Genomic DNA, 20,247 nt, shown 5'->3' on the forward strand with positions numbered 1-20,247 from the left:
CCGGCCCCTCCCCGGCGCGCGGATCGCCAGCGCGAGGCCCTGCCACGCCTTATTGATCCCTTTTCAATGGGTTGCGGGCTACGGGAGGAATTGCACAGGCTGTGGACAAAAGGCGTTCCGCCGCGCTGCTTCAACCACACGTCCCGCCACTCGCGGATCCGGCCGCAACGATCGGACAGCAGCGGCGATGGGGCCGGGGCCGGTTCAGTTGGGCTTGCCGCGCGCCGGGAAGGGGATCGGCAGGACCGGAACGCCATCCTCGACGAGGGCTCGGGCTTCCTCCGGCGTCGTCTCTCCGTGTATCGCGCCGGGATCGCGCTCGCCCAGGTGCATTTCGCGAGCCTGCGCGGCGAAGCGCCGTCCGACATAGGTCGAATTCTTGTCGACATGTTCGCGCAGCGCCCTGAGCATCTGCTCGGCCGGGTGCTCGGTCCTGCCGAGTGGCCGCGCGGGTTCTGACGGTTCGGGCGAGGACGAGGGCGCGGCACTCGACACGCGCGGCGCCATCACGGCCTTCGTCACGTCGCTTCCGCCGCACACCGGACAGGACACGAGGCCCTTCTCGGCAAGGCCGTCATAGGCCGACGCCGACTGGAACCAGCTTTCGAAGCGGTGATCGTCTGCGCATCTCAGGGTGTAGCGGATCATTGCCTCAAACCTCCGCGAGAGAAGATATGCGCAAGCGGCATGGCTTCAAGCGACGGCCGCTAGTCGAGCTTCGCGGGATCGAAGCTTTGGACGATGTCTCGCAGCTCGGGTTCCTCCAGCCGCTGGGCCGCCTTCTTGGGGGTCAGCCATTTGCGCTTGCGCTCCTTGGCCTCGGGATAGTCGTCGTCGAGCCGCAGCACCTCGATGGGGAACACGGCCACGATGCAGGGAAGCGACATCTCCTCGTCGATCCACTTGTGGTAGGAATAATGGCCGAGGCAGGTCTCGTGGACGCGCCCGCGCACGCCCGCCTCTTCCCAGGCCTCCATCGCGGCACCCGCGGCGGGCGTCTCGCCGTCCACGGGCCAGCCCTTGGGGATGATCCACCGCCCGGTGTCGCGCGACGACACCAGCAGCACCTCGATCCCGGATTTCCTGTTCTTCGCCTTGCGATAGCACAACGCCCCGAACTGCGTCCGGGTCTCGCGCTTGGCGGCGGCGCCGATCCGAAGGGGCGCCTGGATTGCGGGTCTCTTGGCCATGGCCGCCTTCTATCGCACGGCCCCGCCCGCCGATCAATCGCCGAGGCGAGGGATCGGAGCGCGCCGCTTGACCGGGCGCGCCGCCGGCATAGCTGCCCGATTGCGTCACTTACCGCGCGCCCGCGCCCTATTTCCCGGCACAAGAGCATGCTTCGCCCGCTTTTCCTCGGCTCCGAGATCTACCGCGGATCGTCCTACGGACCGCGCCACCCGCTGCGCGTGCCGCGCGTCTCCACGGTCATGGACCTTGGCCGGGCGATGGGATGGCTCACGCCCGAGCAGTATCGCCCGAGCCCGCGCGCGAAGCCCGCGGCGCTGACGATCTGGCACACGGCCGACTACGTCGAGGCGCTTCAGACAGCCGAACGCCGGCAGGACGTGACCGAGGCGGTCCGCACGCGCCACGCGCTCGGCACCGTGTCGAACCCGGTCTACCCCGAGATGTTCCGCCGCCCCGCCACGGCCGCAGGCGCCTCGCTTCTGGCCGGGGAGCTTCTGGCCGGTGGCGGCGCGATCCACCATCCGGGCGGGGGCACGCATCACGGCTTTCCCGACCGCGCGGGCGGGTTCTGCTATCTCAACGACGCGGTCCTCGCGATCCTGTCGCTGCGCCGCGCAGGGGCGCGCAAGGTCGCCTATGTAGACATCGACGCGCATCACGCCGACGGCGTGGAACACGCCTTCGCGGGCGACCCCGAGACGTTGCTGATCTCGGTTCACGAGGAACGGCGCTGGCCCTTTACCGGCGCCCTCGAGGACGATGGGGGCGGAAACGTCCTCAACCTGCCGGTTCCGCGCGGCTTCAACGACACCGAGATGGCCGAGATCCGCGAGGCGCTGATCCTGCCTGCCGTCGCCGGTTTCGCGCCGGACGCAGTCGTCCTGCAATGCGGCGCCGACGCGGTCGAGGAGGATCCCCTGTCGCGGCTGTCGCTGTCGAACAACGCGCATTGGGCGGTGCTGGCATCGCTGATGTCGCTGGGACCGCCGCGCCTTCTGGTGATGGGCGGGGGCGGCTACAACCCATGGTCCGTAGGACGGCTCTGGACCGGCAACTGGGCCGTGCTCAACGGTCTGGAGATCCCCGACCGGCTGCCGCCCGAAGCCGAGGAGGTGCTGCGCGGCCTGCAATGGACGAACGCGCGCGCCGGGCGCAATCCGCCCGGCCACTGGTTCACGACGCTGCGCGACGCCCCGCGCCCCGGACCGCTGCGCGCCGAGGTCGCCGAGCGCATCGGCGTCCTGGCCGGTCGTCCGGCCGCGCGCGGCACGATCCCCGGTCATTCGACGCGGAATTGACAAACCCGACTGAATCACTCAGGAATTGATGGCGACACATCAGCCGGGAGATCCTCATGTCCTACCAGTCCGCCCCCTCGCCCTCCGACGCTCGGCCCGTCCCGCATCAGGCCCTGCCCGTGCATGACGCGCGCGGCCTGACGGGCGGCGAAGGAACAGCCTTCATCGTGCTCGACGACAAGACGTACACGCTGCGCATCACGCGCGCCGGAAAGCTTATCCTCACGAAGTGAACGCGGGCTTGACGGCTCCGGGCCCGCTCGGCGACGCTGCCGCCATGCCGATGCCATGGACATACCGCCACGCCAGCCGGGAATGGCGCGCTTTCCTCGACGACGTGAAGGAGGCCGCGAACCTGACCTCCGACAACATGGCCTACACGGCCGTGGACGGCGTGTTCCATGTCTTCCGGGCCCGCCTGACGGCGCGCGAGGGGCTGCGCTTCGCCTCCGTGCTGCCGTCCGTGCCGCGCGCGATCTTCGTGGCGGGTTGGGTGCCCGAGGACGCGCCGCGGACCTTCGGGGAGCGCGCAGACATGGCGCGAGAGGCGCAAGGCCTGCGCCCGCACCACAACCTCACGCCCGACAACGCCATCGACGCGGTTGCCCGCGCGCTCTGGCGGTCCGTCCGCCATGCCGATCTGGACCGCGTCCTCGCGACGCTTCCGACAGGTGCCGCGGCGTTCTGGACCGTCGAAGGCGCCGATCCGGACGACCTCGCCCCGCGCATGGCCTGAACGCAAAGGCCCCGGCGTTTCGCCGGGGCCTTTGACTTCCTCAGGTCCTGTCGCGATCAGCCGATCTTGGGCAGGAGACCGTCCATCGAGGCCTTCGCGTCGCCGTAGAACATGCGCGTGTTCTCCTTGAAGAACAGCGGGTTCTCGATGCCGGAATAGCCCGTACCCTGGCCGCGCTTGGAGACGAACACCTGCTTGGCCTTCCAGACTTCGAGGACCGGCATCCCCGCGATGGGAGAGTTCGGATCGTCCTGCGCCGCGGGGTTCACGATGTCGTTCGAGCCGATGACGATCACCACGTCGGTGTCGGGGAAATCCTCGTTGATCTCCTCCATCTCCAGCACGATGTCGTAGGGCACCTTCGCCTCGGCCAGAAGCACGTTCATGTGGCCCGGCAGGCGCCCGGCGACCGGGTGGATGGCGAAGCGGACGGTCTTGCCCGCCGCGCGCAGCTTGCGCGTCAGCTCGCTGACCGATTGCTGCGCCTGCGCGACCGCCATGCCGTAGCCCGGCACGATGATCACGCTGTCCGCCTCGTTCAGCGCGTTGGCCACGCCGTCGGCGTCGATGGCCACCTGTTCACCCTCGATCGCCGCCGCCGGCCCGCTCGAACCGCCGAAGCCTCCGAGGATCACGCTGACGAAGGACCGGTTCATGGCCTTGCACATGATGTAGCTGAGGATCGCACCCGACGAGCCGACGAGCGCGCCGACCACGATCAGGAGGTCGTTGGACAGCGAGAAGCCGATCGCCGCCGCGGCCCAGCCCGAGTAGCTGTTCAGCATCGAGACGACCACGGGCATGTCCGCGCCGCCGATCCCCATGATGAGGTGATAGCCGATGAACAGCGCGAGCGCCGCCAACAGGACCAGCGTCCAAGATCCGGCCCCGCCAAGATACATCACGAGCAGGACAAGCGACAGCCCGGCCGCCGCCGCGTTCAGGAGGTGGCCGCCGGGAAGCTGCTTTGCCGAGGTATCGATCTTGAACGGCAGCAGGCTCGAGTTGCCGGAGAGCTTGCCGTAGGCAACGACCGACCCGGTGAAGGTCACGGCGCCGATCCAGATGCCGAGCGACAGCTCGACCATGAGGATCGTGATCTCGACGCCGGTCTTCTTCGCCACGAGCTGCCCGAAGGAGGACAGGTCCGCAAGCGCCGTGCTGCCGGCGGCCTGCGCGCAGTCGTAGAAGCTGATGCCCTCGGCGCAGCGTTCGACGCCGTCCGCGATCAGCAGGTTCTGCACGGTGTTGATCATGATGTCGGCGTTGAAGCCGACGAAGACCGCGGCAAGGCCGACGAGGCTGTGCATGATCGCCACAAGCTCGGGCATCTGCGTCATCTGCACCCGAGTGGCGAGCTGGTAGCCCACTGCCGCGCCGATGACGATCAGGATGATCGAGGCAGGCCAGAGACCCTGCCCGGGTCCGATCATTGTGGCGACGACCGCGATTGCCATGCCCGCGATGCCGTACCAGACCGCGCGTTTCGCGCTTTCCTGTCCCGACAGCCCGCCGAGCGACAGGATGAAGAGGACCGCGGCCACGGCATAGGCCGCAATGGTGAATCCGAATTCCATTGTCTGTTACCCCTGCCCGCTCAGGATTTCTGGAACATGGCGAGCATCCGCCGTGTCACGAGGAAGCCGCCGAAGATGTTCACCGACGCCATAAGGATGCCAAGCGCCGCGAGGATCGTGATCAGCACCGAGGACGATCCGATCTGGATCAGGGCGCCAAGGATGATGATCGACGAGATCGCGTTGGTCACGGCCATCAGCGGCGTGTGCAGCGAATGGGCGACGTTCCAGATCACCTGGAAGCCGATGAAGACCGACAGGATGAAGACGATGAAGTGCTGCATGAAGCTTGCCGGGGCCACGAGGCCCACGAGCAGCAGAAGCACCGCGCCGACGCCGATCAGCGTGATCTGGTTCTTCGTCTGCGCCTTGAAGGCCGCGATCTCCTGCGCCCGTTTTTCCTCGGGGGTCAGTTCCTTCGGCTTTTCCTTCTTCGGCGCCGCGGCGATGGCGGCGACCTTGGGCGGCGGGGGCGGATAGGTGATCTCGCCCTCGTGCGTCACGGTCGCGCCGCGGATCACGTCGTCCTCCATGTTGTGGACCACCTGCCCGTCCTTCTCGGGCGTAAGGTCCGTCATCATGTGGCGGATGTTCGTGGAATAGAGCGTCGAGGCCTGCGTCGCCATGCGGCTGGGGAAGTCGGTGTAGCCGATGACGGTCACGCCGTTGTCGGACACGACCTTCTCGTCGGGCACGGTGAGATCGCAGTTGCCACCGCGCTCTGCGGCAAGGTCGACCACGACCGAACCCGGCTTCATCGCCTCGACCATGTCCTTCGTCCAGAGCTTCGGCGCCGGACGGCCGGGGATGAGCGCCGTGGTGATCACGATGTCCATCTCGGGGGCGAGCTCGCGGAACTTCTCGAGCTGCTTTTCGCGGAACTCGGGGCTGGAGGGCGCGGCGTAGCCGCCGGTGGCCGAGCTGTCCTGAGAGGATTCCTCGAAGTCGAGGAAGACGAACTCGGCGCCCATCGACTCGATCTGTTCGGAGACCTCGGGGCGCACGTCGAAGGCATAGACCATGGCGCCGAGCGAGGTCGCCGTGCCGATGGCCGCAAGGCCCGCGACGCCCGCGCCCACGACGAGCACCTTCGCCGGGGGCACCTTGCCCGCCGCGGTCACCTGCCCGGTGAAGAAGCGGCCGAAGTTGTTGCCCGCCTCGATCACCGCGCGGTAGCCCGCGATATTGGCCATCGAGGACAGCGCGTCCATCTTCTGCGCGCGCGAGATGCGCGGCACCATGTCCATCGCGATCACGCTGGCCTTCTTCGAGCGCGCGAGCTCGAGCAGCGCCTCGTTCTGGCCGGGCCAGAAGAACGAGATCAGAAGCTGCCCCTCGCGCAGGCGCTTGGCCTCCGTCTCGGTGGGCGGACGCACCTTGGCGACGATGTCCACTGCCTTCCACAGCGCCGCCGGCGTCTTGACGATCTCGACGCCCGCGGCCTCGTAGGCGGCGTCGGTGAAGCCCGCGGCCTCGCCCGCGCCGGTCTCGATCGCGCAGTCATAGCCGAGCTTCTGCAGCGCCTGCGCGCTGTCGGGCGTCATCGCGACCCGCGATTCGCCCGCTTCGATCTCCTTCGGAGCCCCAATCTTCAAAGCACTTCCCCTCATGTCCGAGCAGGTCCGAAAGCCCCAATAGCAAGAGGGTTGCCGCACCACAACGCCAACGGGGCCGCCGGGCGACAGATTATTTCGCATACCGTGGCATGCAGCGCAATTTTCCGCGGCCCGGGCGCGAGGCATCCGGGAATGCGCGGATTGCACGCGGCGCGTGGCGCGCTAGGCTGCGCGAAGGCAGCGGAGGACGCCGGATGGAGCACGAAGGCAGACATGCGCTTGTGACGGGCGGGGGCACGGGCATCGGGCTGTCGATCGCCCTCGCACTGGCGGAGGCCGGGGCCGAGGTGACGATCACTGGGCGCGATCTCGCCCGGCTCGACGGCGTGGCGCGGGAGCATCCGCGCCTTCACGCGCTGCGGATGGACGTGGCCGAAGAGGCCTCGGTGCGCGACGGCATCGCGGCGGCAGCGAAGGCGCGCGGGCCGATAGAGATCTGCGTGGCCAATGCCGGGATCGCGGAAGGCGCGCCGTTCCGCCGCGAGACACTGGAGCACTGGCGCAGGATCATGGCGGTGAACCTCGACGGCGCCTTCGTCACGATGCAGGCAGCCCTCGCCACGCTTCCGCCCGACAGGCCCGCGCGGATGATCGCGATCTCCTCGATCGCGGGGCTGCGCGGCCTGAAGAACGCGATCGCCTATACCGCCTCGAAGCACGGCGTGATCGGCATGGTCCGGGGGTTGAGCGAGGAATACATGGGCGGGCCCGTCACGTTCAACGCGATCTGTCCGGGCTATGTCGACACGCCCATCGTGGAGCGCAACGCCGCCGAGATCGCGGTCCTGAAGGGCGTGCCGAACGAGGAGGCGCGGGGCTATCTCGCGAAGGGGAACAGGCACAAGCGGCTTCTGGAGACCGACGAGGTGACAGGCGTGGCGATGTGGCTGTGCTCGGACGCCGCGCGGAGCGTGAACGGCCAGGCGATCCAGGTGGCCGGGGGACAGGTGGCATGACGACGGCGGGCGGGCGCGCCCCGGCGCCACGGTCGCCCCGAAGGGCGTATTTGGGGAAAGATGAAGGAAAGGGCCGCCGGTCATGAAGGATGCCGCGCAGGACGGGACGACCGATTTCGAGGCGACGCGCCGGCGCTTCCACCTGCCGCCGGGGCAGATCTACCTCGACGGCAATTCCCTCGGGCCGCTGCCGCGGGGCGCGGAGGCCGCGATGCGGCGGGCCCTCGTCACCGAATGGGGCGAGATGGCGATCGGCGGCTGGAACCGGGCCGACTGGATGGGCCTGCCCGAACGGCTGGGCGACCGGATCGGGGCGCTGATCGGCGCGGAGACCGGCCATGTGACGGTGGGCGACACCCTGTCGATCCGGCTGTTCCAGGCGCTCGCGGCGGCCACGGGCATGACGGAGCGGCGCGTGATCCTGACCGACAGCGGGAATTTTCCCTCCGACCTTTACATGGCGCAGGGCTTCGCGGCGAACCTGCGCGGCGGCTTCACCGTGAGGGTCGTCGCGCCAGAGGAGGTGGCTGCGAACCTCGGGGAGGACGTGGGCGTCCTGATGCTGACGCAGGTGGACTACCGCACGGGGCGGCGGCACGACATGCGCGCGCTGAGCGCGGCGGCGCGGTCGAAGGGCATCGTGACGGTCTGGGACCTCGCGCACTCGGCCGGGGCCTTCGAGGTGGACGTAGCGGGCGACGGCGCGGATTTCGCCGTGGGCTGCACCTACAAGTACCTCAACGGCGGGCCCGGTGCGCCGGCCTTCCTCTACATGGCGCCGCGCCATGCGGAGGGCGCGCGCACCGTGCTGAACGGCTGGCTGGGCCATGCCGCGCCCTTCGACTTCGAGCCCGGCTACAGGCCCGCTCCGGGCGTGGCGCGGATGCGGATCGGGACGCCTGCGGTCCTTCAGATGCGGGTGCTGGAGGCCGCGCTCGACGCCTGGGAGGGCGTGTCCCTGGCGGATCTGAGGGCGCGGTCGGTCGCGCTTTGCGAGCGCTTCATCGCGGGCGTCGAGGCGCGCTGCCCGGGGCTGGCGCTGGCCTCGCCGCGCGATCCCGAGGCGCGCGGCAGCCAGGTATCGTTCCGCTTCGAACATGCCTATCCGGCGATGCAGGCGCTGATCGCGCGCGGCGTCGTGGGGGACTTCCGCGCACCGGACATCATGCGCTTCGGGATCGCGCCGCTCTATCTCGGGGAGGCCGAGATCGACGCGGCGGTGGCGCATCTGGAGCAGGTGCTGGCCGAGCGCGAGCACCTCGACCCGCGCTTCCAGGCGCGCGGCCGCGTCACCTGAGACCCGAGGATGCCGGGAGCCCTGTGGCAATTCAGCCGCGGCGCGGCGCCGGGCCCGGCACGATTTGCGCGCTGCGCCAGTGACTTGGGCGCCCGGTATACGACGGCACCCCGACAACCCCCGGAATTCCTTGAATTTTCCGGTTTACCTTGCCGTGGCGGAGGCTAATGTCCGACGCAGCCCCAGGAGCAAGACGCCATGCCGCTCGAAGACCACCCGCTGCGCTATGCGCTCACCAACGAGCTCCATGCCCGCCCCTTTCCGTCGCTCGTGGCGCCGGGCCAGGCTGTCTATCTCGCGATAAAGGAGCCGTCGCAGGCGGCCAAGCGGGACCGCGGCCGCGACCGCGACCACCTGATCGCGCTTCTGGACCGGTTCGGAGCGCCGCATCCCAAGCCGGACGCGACGCATTATTTCGGCGATCTCGGCAAGTTCCGCCTGAAGTGGGAACAGCACACCGAATTCGTCACCTACACGGCGTTCATCGACAACGGCCTCTCGCGGCCCTACGACCCGACGGCCTGGGAGGTCTTTCCCGAGGACTGGCTGGCCGAGGCGCCCGGCAAGCGCATCACCTCGGCGCATATCATCTACCAGGAAATCCCTCAGGACGAGGCCGAGGTCGAGGGCAGGATGCATGACTGGTTCGTGCCCGAGAGCCTCGCGGTAAGCCGCGTGCTCGACGATTGCGCGGTGATCGGAGGCGACTTCCGCATCGACGTCGCGGGGCACCTGCGCTTCGCGGTCTTCGCGCGGCCCGGAACCGGGCGACGGCGGCTGGGCCGCATCGTGCAGCGCATCTGCGAGATCGAGACCTACAAGACGATGTCGATGCTGGGCCTGCCCAAGGCACGCGAACTGTCGGGCAAGCTTGGCGGCATCGACGAGCGGCTGTCGCATCTCGTGACCGACATGACCGGCGAGCTTGCCCGCCCCGACGAGACGCTGACGGAGCTTCTGACCATCGCCTCGGAGCTGGAGAAGCTGCAGACCGAGACCACGTTCCGTTTCGGTGCGACGGGCGCCTACGAGGCGATCGTCGACCAGCGCGTGGGCGTGCTGCGCGAAGAGCGCTTTCGCGGGCGGCAGACCTTCGCGGAGTTCATGATGCGCCGATTCGATCCGGCGATGCGGACAATCAAGGCGACCGAGGCGCGGCTCGAGACGATGACGACGCGGGCGATCCGGGCGGGCGACCTGTTGCGGACGCGCGTGGACGTCGACCGCTCGGCGCAGAACCAGGAGCTTCTCGCCTCGATGGACCGGCGGTCTGACATGCAGCTGAGACTTCAGAAGACGGTCGAGGGTCTGTCGGTCGTGGCGATCAGCTATTACGCGGTCAGCCTGCTGGTCTACCTGATCGGGCCGCTGGCCGCGCCGCTCGACCTGTCGGAGGCCGTGCTGAAGGCGTTGACGGTGATCCCGACGGTGGCGCTGGTCTGGCTGGTCGTGCGCTCGATCCGGCGCTCGGTCGAGAAGTAGGGCCTATGACGCGTCGCGCAGCGCGCGGCGCAGGATCTTGCCCGTCGCCGTCATCGGCAGGCTTTCGGCCCGGATCACCCGGCGCGGCACGCAATGGGCCGAGACCCTGTCGCGGACGAGCTCGCGCAGCGCCTCGGGAAGGCCGCTCCAGGATGCCCCGTCGCGCAGGACGACATGGGCGACGACGATTTCCGTCCTGATCGGGTCCGGCGCGCCGACCACGGCGGCCATCACCACGTCGGGATGCAGGCTCAGCGCGTGCTCGATCTCGACCGGGCCGATGCGGTAGCCGGCGCTGGTGATCACGTCGTCGTCGCGCGCGTGGAACACCATCTGCCCGTCCTGGCGAAGCTGCGCCAGGTCGCCGGTGCGCAGCCATCCGTCGCGCACCTTTTCGGCCGTCGCGTCGGGCTTGCCCCAGTATTCGAGGAACATCACCGGATCGGGGGCGCGCACGCAGACCTCGCCCACCTCGCCGGCCGAGACGGGCCTGTCCCCCGGCCCGAGGACCGCAACCTCGTGGCCCGGCACGGCAAGGCCCATCGCGCCGGGAACGCGCTCCATCACGCGGTCAACCGAGGCCACGACCAGGTTGCATTCCGTCTGGCCGTAGAACTCGTTGATCGGGCAGCCCAGCACGGCGCGTCCCCAGTCGAGGAGATCCCCGCCGAGCGCCTCTCCGCCCGAACCCACGGCGCGGAGGCGCAGGCCCTTCGGAACCTCGGCCTGACGCATCAGCCGCAGGGCGGTGGGCGGAATGAAGGCCGCCGAGACGCCTTCGTCCGCGATCAGGCGCAGGGCTGCGTCGGGGTCGAACTTCGCAAAGCGGTGGCTGACGAGCGGCACGCCGTAGAAGAGGCAGGGCAAGGCCATGTCCATCAACCCGCCGATCCATGCCCAGTCGGCCGGCGTCCAGCCAACGTCGCCCTCCTGCGGGAACCAGCCAAGCGACAGCTCGAGACACGGAAGGTGGCCGTAGAGGAACCGGTGCGCATGGAGCACGCCCTTGGGATCGCCAGTGGTGCCCGAGGTGTAGATCATCACCGCCGGATCCTCGGCATCGGTCTGCACCGGGCGGAAGCCCGACGCGGGCGTGGCGAGGATGTCGTCGAAGGCGAGGACCGGCGGCGTGGCGATGCCGGTCGTCACGACCAACCGAAGCTCCGGCAGGTCGGGGCCCAGCGCCATGACGCGGTCGAGCGTGTCGGCCGCGACGATGACGGCCCGCGCGCCCGAATCGCGCAGCCTGTAGCGCAAGGCATCCTCTCCGAAGAGGGTGAACAAGGGCACCGAGACCGCGCCGAGCTTCATCGCGGCCAGGTGCGCGACGAGGACGGCGGGGTGCTGCGCCATCAGGACCGCGACCCGGTCGCCGCGCATGACGCCGTTGGCCGCGAGGGCCGCAGCCAGCCGGTCGGAGGCGCGTTTCAGGTCGCCGTAGCTCCATTCCGAGCGCGCGCCGTCTGCGCCGAGGTGGACCACCGCGACGCGGTCCGGCTCCAGCGCGGCCCAGCTGTCGCAGCACAGGTGCGCGATGTTCACGGCGTCCGGGATCTTCCAGGAGAATTCCCGGTGCAGCCGGCCCCAATTGCCCCGGCCCGAGGCGGGGCGGTGCAACATCCGCCGCGCCTCGCGCAGGTCAGCCATCGGAGATGACGGTCACCGTCGGCAGTGACGTCAGGTCGAGGCCCAGCCCCTGCATGGCCTGCAGCGACAGGCGCGACCCGCTGCCCGGCGCGCCGCCCGACGGCCTGAGCGTCACCACGACCGTCCGGCCGTCCGGCCCCACGACGCGCCCCGGCCCCTCGGCCGAGACCAGCGGCGTTTCCAGCCACATCCCCTGGATCGTGGCGTCGCCGAGGCTTGCCACCGAGAAGCCGAGGACGCGGCCGTCGCCCGTGGGTTCCGCCGTCGCCTCGCCCGCCGGACGCGCCTCGGGACGCGGCGTGTCGTCGCCAGGCGACATGGCCGTGGACGGTGCGCCGCCGCCGCCGTTGCCGCCGAACAGGCCGCCGCCCGACCCGAAACCGATGCCGCCGCCACAGCCCGCCAGAGCCAGAACGAGAGCCGTTGAAATCACGCGTTTCATCATGGAGCGACCCTAGGCCCATTTCCTTTCATCAATCAACTATTCTGAAATGCGCCCGCCGAACCTTGCGGGCCGTTCATGCCATGAATACCTTTCCAGGGATGGAGAGACACGCCCCGCTCATAGATCCGTTCGCGCGCGCGATCACCTACTTGCGCGTATCGGTCACGGACCGGTGCGACTTCCGATGCGTCTACTGCATGGCCGAGAACATGCAGTTCCTTCCCAAGAAGGAGCTTCTGACGCTGGAAGAACTCGACCGCATGTGCTCGACCTTCGTGGGGCTCGGCGTCGAGAAGCTGCGCATCACCGGCGGCGAACCGCTGGTGCGTCGCGACATCATGACGTTCTTCCGATCGATGACCCGGCACCTGGAATCGGGCGCCCTGAAGGAGCTGACGCTGACGACGAACGGCAGCCAGCTTTCGCGCTTTGCGGGCGAGCTGTTCGACGCCGGGGTGCGGCGGGTGAACGTGTCGCTCGACACGCTCGACGAAGGGAAATTCGCCGACATCACGCGCTGGGGCCGCCTGCCCCAGGTGATGAAGGGCATCGACGCGGCGCAGGCGGCGGGGCTTCGCGTGAAGATCAACGCCGTCGCCCTCAAGGGCTTCAACGAGGACGAGCTGTTCGACCTGCAGGACTGGTGCGCCAGCCGCGACATGGACCTGACCTTCATCGAGGTCATGCCGATGGGCGACCTGGGCAACGAGGACCGGCTGGACCAGTACTGGTCGCTGAAGGACCTCCGTGCGCGGCTGGCCGAGCGGTTCACGCTTGTCGATCTGGCCGAGCGGACGGGTGGTCCCGCGCGTTACGTCCAGCTGCAGGAGACCGGGCAGAAGATCGGCTTCATCACGCCGCTCACGCACAATTTCTGCGAAAGCTGCAACCGCGTGCGGCTGACCTGCACCGGCCAGCTCTACATGTGCCTCGGGCAGGAGGACATGGCGGACCTGCGCGCGCCGCTCAGGGCATCGCGCGAGAACGACCTGCTCCGCGAGGCGATCCGCGACGCGATCGGGCGCAAGCCCAAGGGCCACGATTTCGACTATTCCCGTCAGGAAGTCGCCGGGCAGGTCAGCCGCCACATGAGCCATACCGGCGGCTGAGACCCAACCGGGCGGCGCAGGCAACGCGCCCGCGCGCCCGCCAGTCCGCTCCCGTCAGTCCATCCGCGCCCGCAGGACCGGCCCCTCCGGCCCGTGAAGCACAAGGGCCCCGGCCTCGTCGAAGTCGTGCCGGAAGGTCCGGCCCAGCGCGTCGAGAAAGCGGCGTTCCTGCTCCATCAGCGGATCGGGACATGCCATCATCGTGGTGCCTGCCGGACCGAAGCTCAGGCCCTCGCCCGTCAGCTCGTAGCCCGAGAACCAGCGGTTGCAGCCGCCCGAACCCGCCACGCGCCCGCCCGCGTCGAACAGGAGCGTCGGGCGCGCGCCCTCGATGGCCGGGACGCCGCCGATGTCCTCCACCAGCCACTCGCGGCCCGTCAGAAGGTTTCGCGCATCGCCGCCGCAGCCGGTCATCACGCTGTCGCCCATCGCAAGTTCCGTCGTCTCGGGATAGGGCATCCCGCTCATCGTGTCGCGGCACAGCATGTCCTTGCGCAAAAGGACCGCGCGGATCGCCCGGTCGCGGTCGCGCGCCTCGATCACGATGTCGCCCCCGGGCGTGAGGCCTGCCGACATCACCGGCAGGTCGAGGTCCTCGGCGTCGGGCCGAAGGATCTCCATGCGGCCATGCTGGATGTCGGCGCGCCAGAACGGCTCGTTCCCGCGCGCGGTGTAGCCCTCGCCATCCGTGGGCAGCGTCATGGCGCAGTCGGGCAGCCGCGTGCCAGCGATCGACACCGTCGCCTCCGCGCCCCGGTTCCAGACCCATGTGCCCGGATCGTCCGGCGCCTCGAACCGCGCACCCGACGCGGCGGCGGACGGCGCGAGCCGGATCCGCGCCTCGCCCGTGTCCATCACCGCGTCCTCGCCCGAAAGGCCCACCCGGATCAGCCTGTCGCCGCAGCGGAAGGCCGAGGTGAAACCCATTGGCGTGAAGGGCCTGAGGATCACGTCGCCAAGATCGACGTCCCCGCTTCCGGGCTCGACCGTCAGCGGCGCGCCGATCCACGCCACCTGTCCCCCGCTCGCGATGCCGACGCGCAGGGTCGCCTCGACGCCCTCGGGGATCTCGAGCGAGAAGGCAAGCGGCACCTGCGCGCCCCCCGTGGAGGTGCGGGCAAGCGCAAGCCCGCTGTCGCCGAAGCCGCGCGCCTCGACGATGAGAACGGCATCGGGCGCAAGCGCGATGCGCGGAAGGTAGGTGGCCTCGCCCGTGATGCGGCGCGCTTCCTGCGCGCCGAGCGGAAGCGCTGCGACAGTGCAAAGGACGATGGCGCCGAGGGTCGGCGGAAGGCGGAAAAGCATTGGGAAAATCCTCGCTCGTCAAACACTGCGCGCCAGTCTAGCCGAAATGCCTCCGCCGATCACGGTGAATGGGGTGCGGGGGGCGCCCGCGGTCAGGCCTGCGCCCGCCCGGCCTCGAAGCTGCGCGTCACCGCGGCCGGATCGTAGCGCGTGGCGGCCCAGTCCTCGAACGGCATGGGCGCACCGGCGGTGTCGGCCTCGTAGGCGTCGAGGACCCGCCCGAGGATCCCGGCACGCGATCCGCGCACATGCAGGAAACGCAAGGACAGCATCTTGCGCGCCTCGGCCACCGGTGCGCCCTCCATCGTCATGAGATAGATGGCCGAAGCGAGGCCCGCGCGGTCCGAACCGGACTTGCAGTGGATCAGGAAGGGACGCTCGATCTCGCGGAAGGCCGCGATCAGCGCGGACAGGGAGGCGGGGCTTGGGGCCGCCTTGTCGCTCAATCCCACGGTGCGGAGCGTCAGGCCCATCTCCTCGCACCACAGCCGTTCGGTCGCGTTGTGCGCCGCCTCGGGGCTGTCGCGAAGGCTGAGCACGGTCTTCAGTCCCTCGGCGCGCAACCGCCTGAGCCGCGCCTCGGTGGGATGGTTCGAGCGGAACACGCCGGGCGCGATCTCGGCGTGGTTGGTCCAGAAGCCCCGCAACAGGGCGTGATCGAACCAGGTGTTGTAGATGCGCGCGCGGCGCCACGTCTCGTCGTCGACGGGCACCACGTTGTAGTGCTCCCGCCAGCGGCGTTCGAGATCGTTGAGGCGGCGGAGAAGCGGCATGGTCGGGACCGGCTGGAATGGCGCGAGGCGCCGATATCTCAGGTCGCCGGCCGATGGGCAAGGCCAGGCGGGCCGGGACGTCGCCGTCCCGCCCCGCCACTGAATGGCGTCACGCGGCCGGAAGACGCCGCTCGACGATCTCGGCCCACCACGAGCAACCCGCGGGAATGACCTCGTCGTTGAAGTTGTAGAGCGGGTGATGGACCATCGCCGTGTCCCCGTTGCCCACGAGGATGTAGGCGCCGGGACGCGCGTTGAGCATGAAGGCGAAGTCCTCGCCGCCCATGACCTGCGGAGCCTCGTCGCAGTCGCCGGCGACCGCCTTGGCCACCTCGGCGGCGAATTCCGTCTGCTCGTCGGAATTGATCATCACCGGGTAGTTGCGCTTGTAGTCCAGCACGGCCTTGCCGCCGAAGGTCGCCGCGGTGCCCTCGACGATCTCCTTCATGCGTCGCTCGGCAAGGTCACGGATATCGGGGTCGAGCGTGCGCACCGTGCCCTTCAGCGTCACAGTCTCGGGGATGACGTTATGCGCCTTGGAGCCGGTCTCGAAGCTGGTGACGGAGACCACGACCTCCTTCACCGGGTCGGCGTTGCGGCTGGCGATCGTCTGGAGGGCAAGCACCATGTGGCTTGCCATGACCGTCGTGTCGATCGTGTCGTGCGGCTTGGCGGCGTGACCGCCCCGGCCGGTGACGTGGATCGTGAACAGGTCGGCCGCAGCGAAGAACGGGCCGGGACGGATCGCGAACTGGCCTGCCGGAACGCCCGGCCAGTTGTGCATCCCGTAGACCTCCTCGATGTTCCAGCGCTCCATCAGGCCGTCCTCGACCATCTCGCGGCCGCCGCCGCCGCCCTCCTCGGCCGGCTGGAAGATCACGGCCACGGTGCCGTCGAAATTGCGCGTCTCGGCAAGGTATTTCGCGGCCCCGAGCAGCATCGCGGTATGGCCGTCATGGCCGCAGGCGTGCATCGCGCCCGGCGTCTTCGAGGCGTAGTCGAGCCCGGTTTCCTCGTGGATCGGCAGCGCGTCCATGTCCGCGCGCAGGCCGATGGTGCGTCCCGAGTTGTCCGATTTGCCCTTGATGATGCCGACGACGCCGGTCTTGCCGATCCCCGTCACCACCTCGTCACAGCCGAAGTCCCGCAGCTTGTCGGCCACGATCCCCGAGGTGCGGTGCGTCTCGAAAAGGATCTCGGGGTTCTCGTGGAAGTCGCGTCGCCACTCGGTGATCTCGGGAAGAAGCTCCGCGAAGCGGTTCTTGACGGGCATTGGTCGTCTCCTGTGTGTGTCTTACTGGCTTGCCGGCATCCGGCGCTCGACGATCTCGGCGAAGAAGCTGCATCCGTAGGGGATGGCCTCGTCGTTGAAGTTGTATTTCGGGTGGTGGCACATCGCGCTGTCGCCGTTCCCCAGGAACAGATAGGCACCCGGACGCTTTTCCAACATGTAGGAAAAATCCTCGGACGGCATGATCGGGTCCGCGTCGTCCGTGACCGCGTTCGCCACGGCCCGCGCCGCGCCGACCGCGTGGACCACCGCGTCGGCGTCGTTGACCGTGACCGGGTAGCCCGGCATCCAGACCAGCTCGGCCGTCGCCCCGAAGGCGCTGGCGGTATCCTCGACGACGCGGCGGATGCGGCCCTCCATCAACGCGCGGTCCTCGGGGTGGAGGCAGCGCACCGTGCCCTCCATGCGGGCGGTGTGGGCGATGATGTTGGACGCGCGCGAATCGGTGCGGAAGGTGCCCACCGTCAGGACGACCGAGCGCAGGGGATCGACGCTGCGCGAGACGATGGAGTGAAGCGTCACGACGATCTGGCTCGCCACCAGCGTCGTGTCGACGGCCTTGTGCGGTTCGGCGGCGTGGCCTCCGAGGCCCGTCACCACGATCTCGAACTCGTCCGACGAAGCCTGAAGCGGGCCGGGGCGCGTGACGATGGTGCCGATGGGCACGCCCGGGGCGTTGTGCATCCCGTAGACCTCGTCGATGCCGAACCGCTCGATCAGGCCGTCCTCGATCATCGCCGCGGCCCCCGCGCCGCCTTCTTCGGCGGGCTGGAAGATGAGCGCCACGGTCCCGTCGAAGTTGCGCGTCTCGGCGAGGTATTTCGCGGCCCCGAGAAGCATCGAGGTGTGCCCATCGTGGCCGCAGGCGTGCATCGCCCCTGGCACCTCCGATGCGTAATCGAGCCCCGTCTCCTCGTGGATCGGCAACGCGTCCATGTCGGCACGCAGGCCGATGGTGCGCCCCGACCCCGTGGCCCTGCCGCGGATCAGGCCCACGACGCCGGTCTGTCCGATCCCCTCAACGATCTCGTCCACGCCGAATTCGCGCAGCTTGTCCGCGACGAAGGCCGCGGTGTTGTGCACCTCGTAGAGGATCTCGGGATTGCGGTGCAGGTGCTGCCGCCATTCCGCGATCTCGGGCAGCATCTCGGCGAAGCGGTTGCGGATGGGCATCGGTGAGCTCCTCAGGCGGCGGGCATACGACGCTCGACCAGCTCGGCGAAGAACGAGCAGCCGTAGGGAATCGCCTCGTCGTTGAAGTCGTATTCCGGGTGGTGGACGCCGGCGGTGTCGCCGTTGCCGATATGCACGAAGGCGCCCGGCCGGGCGTTCAGCATGTAGGAGAAATCCTCGCCGCCCATGCGAGGCGGACGGCCCCAGCGCACCTTGTCGCCGCCGGCCACGGCGCGCGCGATCTCGGCGGCCATCTCGGCGTTGGCGTCGTGGTTCACGACGATGGGGTAGCCGCGCCTGTAGTCCAGCCGCGCCTCGCAGCCATAGGCCTCGGCGGTGGAGTGGATCAGCTGCGTCACGCGCCGCTCGGCCATGTCGCGCACCTCGTCGTCGAGGGTGCGCACAGTGCCGCGGATCAGGACGTCGGGCGGGATCACGTTGAACGCCTCGGACGCGGTGCGCAGCGTGCAGACCGAAACCACGATGTTCTTGATCGGGTCGGTATTGCGGCTCGCCACCGTCTGCAGCGCCATCACGACGTTGCAGGCGGCGGGCATGGGATCGACACACATGTGCGGCCGCGCGGCATGGCCGCCCTTGCCCACGATGCGCACCTCGAATTCGTCGGCCGCGGCCATGATCGGGCCGGGCGCCACGCCGAACTCGCCGACGGGCAGGCCCGGCTCGTTGTGCATCCCGTAGACCTCGTCGATGCCGAACCGCTCCATCATGCCGTCCTTCACCATCAGCTCGCCGCCGCCGCCACCCTCCTCGGCGGGCTGGAAGATCAGCGCCACGGTGCCGTCGAAGTTGCGCGTCTCGGCAAGGTATTTCGCCGCGCCGAGCAGCATCGCGGTATGCCCGTCATGCCCGCAGCCATGCATCGCGCCGGGCGTCTTGCTGGCATGGGGCAGGCCCGTCATCTCGGTCATCGGCAGCGCGTCCATGTCGGCGCGCAGACCCACGCAGTAGCCGCGCGTGTCGGACTTGCCCCTGATCAGCGCCACGATCCCCGAACGCCCGATCCCGGTGTGGATCTCGTCCACGCCGAACTCCCTGAGCTTCGCCTCGACGAGCGCCGTCGTCTTGGGCAGGTCGAACAGGATCTCGGGATTCATGTGGATCTCGCGCCGCCATCCGGCGATCTCGGGCATCAGTTCGGAAAGACGGTTCTTGATCGGCATCATCGCTCCTGCAGCGTGTCCAGAAGGCGGGTCATGAAGGCCTCGCCCTTCCTCAGTTCATCGACAGAGAGCCATTCGTTCGGCTGGTGGGCCTGCGCGATGTTGCCCGGCCCGCAGACCACGGCCGAGATGCCCGCCGCCTGGAACTGGCCGGCCTCGGTGCCGTAGCTCACGACGCTCGACCCGTTCTCGCCGGTCAGGCGGCGCACGATGGCCTCCGCGGCCCCGTCCGCCTCCGCGACGAGGCCGGGCACGTCCCACTTCGGGTCGACCTCGATCCACGCCTCGGGGCGCACCGCCTTCATTCCGACCTCGATACGCTCGATCTCGGCGCGGATGCGGGCGGCCCACTCGTCGTTCGGCTCGCTCGGGACGCAGCGCGCGGACAGCACGAAGGTGCAGTCCTTGGCCGTGATGTTGTGCGCCGTGCCGCCCTTGATCTGGCCGACATGCAGGGTCGTGTAGGGCGGGTCGAAGCCGTTGTCGGGATCGGCGGAAGCGGCGTTCGCGTCGTTCGTGCGGTTCGCCCAGTCGATGAGCTTCGCGGCCTCCATGATCGCCGACACGCCCTTGTAGGCGATCGAGGAATGCACCTCGTAGCCGTGGAAATGCAGGTCGAAGCCGACGCCGCCCTTGTGGCCGTTGACGATGCCCCACTCGGTCGGCTCGCCGATGATGGCGAGCGCGGCCTTCGGCAGGTGCGCGGCCATCCTCTCGATCATCGGCGGCGCGCCCACGCATCCGATCTCCTCGTCGCGCGACAGGCACAGCTGGAGCGGGCGGCTCACGCCGCGCCGCTGCGCCTCGACGGCGGCCCAGATCGCGAGCGCGTCGAACCCCTTCATGTCGCAGCAGCCTCGGCCGTGAAGCTTGCCGTCCTTTTCCGTGACCGTGAACGGATCGCTGTCCCACGCCTGCCCGTCCACGGGCACGACGTCGGTATGGCCCGACAGGATCACGCCGCCTTCGATCTCGGGGCCGACATGGGCGTAAAGGCTCGCCTTCCGGCCCGTGTCGTCATAATCGCGGTGGCAGGCGATGCCGTGCCCCGCGAGGTAGTCCTCGACCCAATCGACGAGGTCGAGATTTGAGTCGCGGCTGACGGTCGGATAGGAGACGAGCTTTTCGAGAAGGTGTCGCGGACTGAGGGGGTCTGGCATGTCGTTT

General features: G+C 68.9%; 19 protein-coding genes. 7 read left to right on the forward strand and 12 right to left on the reverse strand.

From position 1 onward, the window contains the following. Window positions 1–204: 204 nt before the first annotated feature. Both P6F26_RS15890 and P6F26_RS15895 read right to left on the reverse strand, forming a co-directional pair. On the reverse strand, window positions 205–648 hold the full coding sequence (locus P6F26_RS15890; protein ID WP_278029681.1) for a DUF1178 family protein: 444 nt from the start codon (window positions 646–648) through the stop codon (window positions 205–207). 59 nt (window positions 649–707) lie between these two features. After that, window positions 708–1,190 (reverse strand): NUDIX hydrolase, encoded by a 483-nt coding sequence (locus tag P6F26_RS15895; RefSeq protein ID WP_278029682.1) that lies wholly within the window; start codon window positions 1,188–1,190, stop codon window positions 708–710. A 147-nt stretch (window positions 1,191–1,337) separates the two neighbouring features. On the opposite strand from P6F26_RS15895, the gene P6F26_RS15900 reads away from it, so the two are divergent. The 3 genes from P6F26_RS15900 to P6F26_RS15910 are packed head-to-tail and all read left to right on the forward strand — an operon-like array spanning window position 1,338 to window position 3,225. After that, a complete protein-coding gene (locus tag P6F26_RS15900; RefSeq protein WP_278029683.1) occupies window positions 1,338–2,489 on the forward strand; it encodes an arginase family protein in 1,152 nt (383 codons plus the stop codon). A gap of 56 nt (window positions 2,490–2,545) precedes the next feature. After that, entirely contained in the window at window positions 2,546–2,722 is a 177-nt protein-coding gene (gene hemP / locus P6F26_RS15905) for a hemin uptake protein HemP (protein ID WP_278029684.1), read from the forward strand. 44 nt (window positions 2,723–2,766) lie between these two features. Next, a complete protein-coding gene (locus tag P6F26_RS15910) occupies window positions 2,767–3,225 on the forward strand; it encodes a DUF2267 domain-containing protein (RefSeq protein WP_278029685.1) in 459 nt (152 codons plus the stop codon). A gap of 56 nt (window positions 3,226–3,281) precedes the next feature. On the opposite strand, the gene P6F26_RS15915 is transcribed toward P6F26_RS15910, so the two are convergent. Then, the gene (locus P6F26_RS15915; RefSeq protein WP_278029686.1) at window positions 3,282–4,802 is read right to left on the reverse strand and encodes an NAD(P)(+) transhydrogenase (Re/Si-specific) subunit beta; all 1,521 of its coding nucleotides are present in this window, start codon (window positions 4,800–4,802) and stop codon (window positions 3,282–3,284) included. 20 nt (window positions 4,803–4,822) lie between these two features. Continuing rightward, on the reverse strand, window positions 4,823–6,397 hold the full coding sequence (locus P6F26_RS15920) for a Re/Si-specific NAD(P)(+) transhydrogenase subunit alpha (protein WP_278029687.1): 1,575 nt from the start codon (window positions 6,395–6,397) through the stop codon (window positions 4,823–4,825). A 215-nt stretch (window positions 6,398–6,612) separates the two neighbouring features. Here P6F26_RS15920 and P6F26_RS15925 point away from each other — a divergent pair, with 215 nt between their 5' ends. From P6F26_RS15925 to P6F26_RS15935, 3 genes are all read left to right on the forward strand, one after another. Next, window positions 6,613–7,374, forward strand: coding sequence for an SDR family NAD(P)-dependent oxidoreductase (locus P6F26_RS15925; RefSeq protein ID WP_278029688.1), 762 nt, complete (start codon window positions 6,613–6,615; stop codon window positions 7,372–7,374). Window positions 7,375–7,456: 82 nt separating this feature from the next. Continuing rightward, a complete protein-coding gene (gene kynU / locus P6F26_RS15930; protein WP_278029689.1) occupies window positions 7,457–8,671 on the forward strand; it encodes a kynureninase in 1,215 nt (404 codons plus the stop codon). Between the two features lie 198 nt (window positions 8,672–8,869). After that, window positions 8,870–10,153 (forward strand): DUF3422 family protein, encoded by a 1,284-nt coding sequence (locus P6F26_RS15935; protein ID WP_278029690.1) that lies wholly within the window; start codon window positions 8,870–8,872, stop codon window positions 10,151–10,153. Window positions 10,154–10,156: 3 nt separating this feature from the next. Here the strand turns inward: P6F26_RS15935 and P6F26_RS15940 are convergent, their stop codons facing one another. Beyond that, entirely contained in the window at window positions 10,157–11,800 is a 1,644-nt protein-coding gene (locus tag P6F26_RS15940; RefSeq protein ID WP_278029691.1) for an AMP-binding protein, read from the reverse strand. Continuing rightward, window positions 11,793–12,245 carry a hypothetical protein gene (locus tag P6F26_RS15945; protein WP_278029692.1) on the reverse strand — a complete coding sequence of 151 codons (453 nt, stop codon included), beginning with the start codon at window positions 12,243–12,245 and terminating at the stop codon, window positions 11,793–11,795. Before P6F26_RS15945 ends, P6F26_RS15940 begins: the two co-directional genes overlap by 8 nt. A 98-nt stretch (window positions 12,246–12,343) precedes the next feature. Here P6F26_RS15945 and moaA point away from each other — a divergent pair, with 98 nt between their 5' ends. After that, window positions 12,344–13,354, forward strand: coding sequence for a GTP 3',8-cyclase MoaA (gene moaA, locus P6F26_RS15950; RefSeq protein ID WP_278029693.1), 1,011 nt, complete (start codon window positions 12,344–12,346; stop codon window positions 13,352–13,354). A 54-nt stretch (window positions 13,355–13,408) separates the two neighbouring features. Here the strand turns inward: moaA and P6F26_RS15955 are convergent, their stop codons facing one another. The 6 genes from P6F26_RS15955 to argE all read right to left on the reverse strand — a co-directional run bounded on the left by P6F26_RS15955 (window position 13,409) and on the right by argE (window position 20,240). Continuing rightward, complete coding sequence (locus P6F26_RS15955; protein WP_278029694.1) at window positions 13,409–14,659, reverse strand: META domain-containing protein; 1,251 nt, start codon at window positions 14,657–14,659, stop codon at window positions 13,409–13,411. A gap of 92 nt (window positions 14,660–14,751) precedes the next feature. After that, on the reverse strand, window positions 14,752–15,432 hold the full coding sequence (locus tag P6F26_RS15960; protein ID WP_278029695.1) for a tyrosine-protein phosphatase: 681 nt from the start codon (window positions 15,430–15,432) through the stop codon (window positions 14,752–14,754). A 109-nt stretch (window positions 15,433–15,541) separates the two neighbouring features. Then, window positions 15,542–16,705 (reverse strand): M20 aminoacylase family protein, encoded by a 1,164-nt coding sequence (locus tag P6F26_RS15965; protein ID WP_278029696.1) that lies wholly within the window; start codon window positions 16,703–16,705, stop codon window positions 15,542–15,544. Window positions 16,706–16,726: 21 nt separating this feature from the next. Beyond that, window positions 16,727–17,896 carry a M20 aminoacylase family protein gene (locus P6F26_RS15970; RefSeq protein ID WP_278029697.1) on the reverse strand — a complete coding sequence of 390 codons (1,170 nt, stop codon included), beginning with the start codon at window positions 17,894–17,896 and terminating at the stop codon, window positions 16,727–16,729. Window positions 17,897–17,907: 11 nt separating this feature from the next. After that, the gene (locus P6F26_RS15975; protein ID WP_278029698.1) at window positions 17,908–19,080 is read right to left on the reverse strand and encodes a M20 aminoacylase family protein; all 1,173 of its coding nucleotides are present in this window, start codon (window positions 19,078–19,080) and stop codon (window positions 17,908–17,910) included. Then, window positions 19,080–20,240: an acetylornithine deacetylase gene (gene argE / locus P6F26_RS15980; RefSeq protein WP_278029699.1), complete on the reverse strand. Its 1,161-nt coding sequence runs from the start codon at window positions 20,238–20,240 to the stop codon at window positions 19,080–19,082. Before argE ends, P6F26_RS15975 begins: the two co-directional genes overlap by 1 nt. Window positions 20,241–20,247: the final 7 nt, after the last annotated feature.

The sequence above is a fragment of the Roseicyclus salinarum genome, assembly GCF_029624655.1.
GTDB lineage: Bacteria > Pseudomonadota > Alphaproteobacteria > Rhodobacterales > Rhodobacteraceae > Roseibacterium > Roseibacterium salinarum.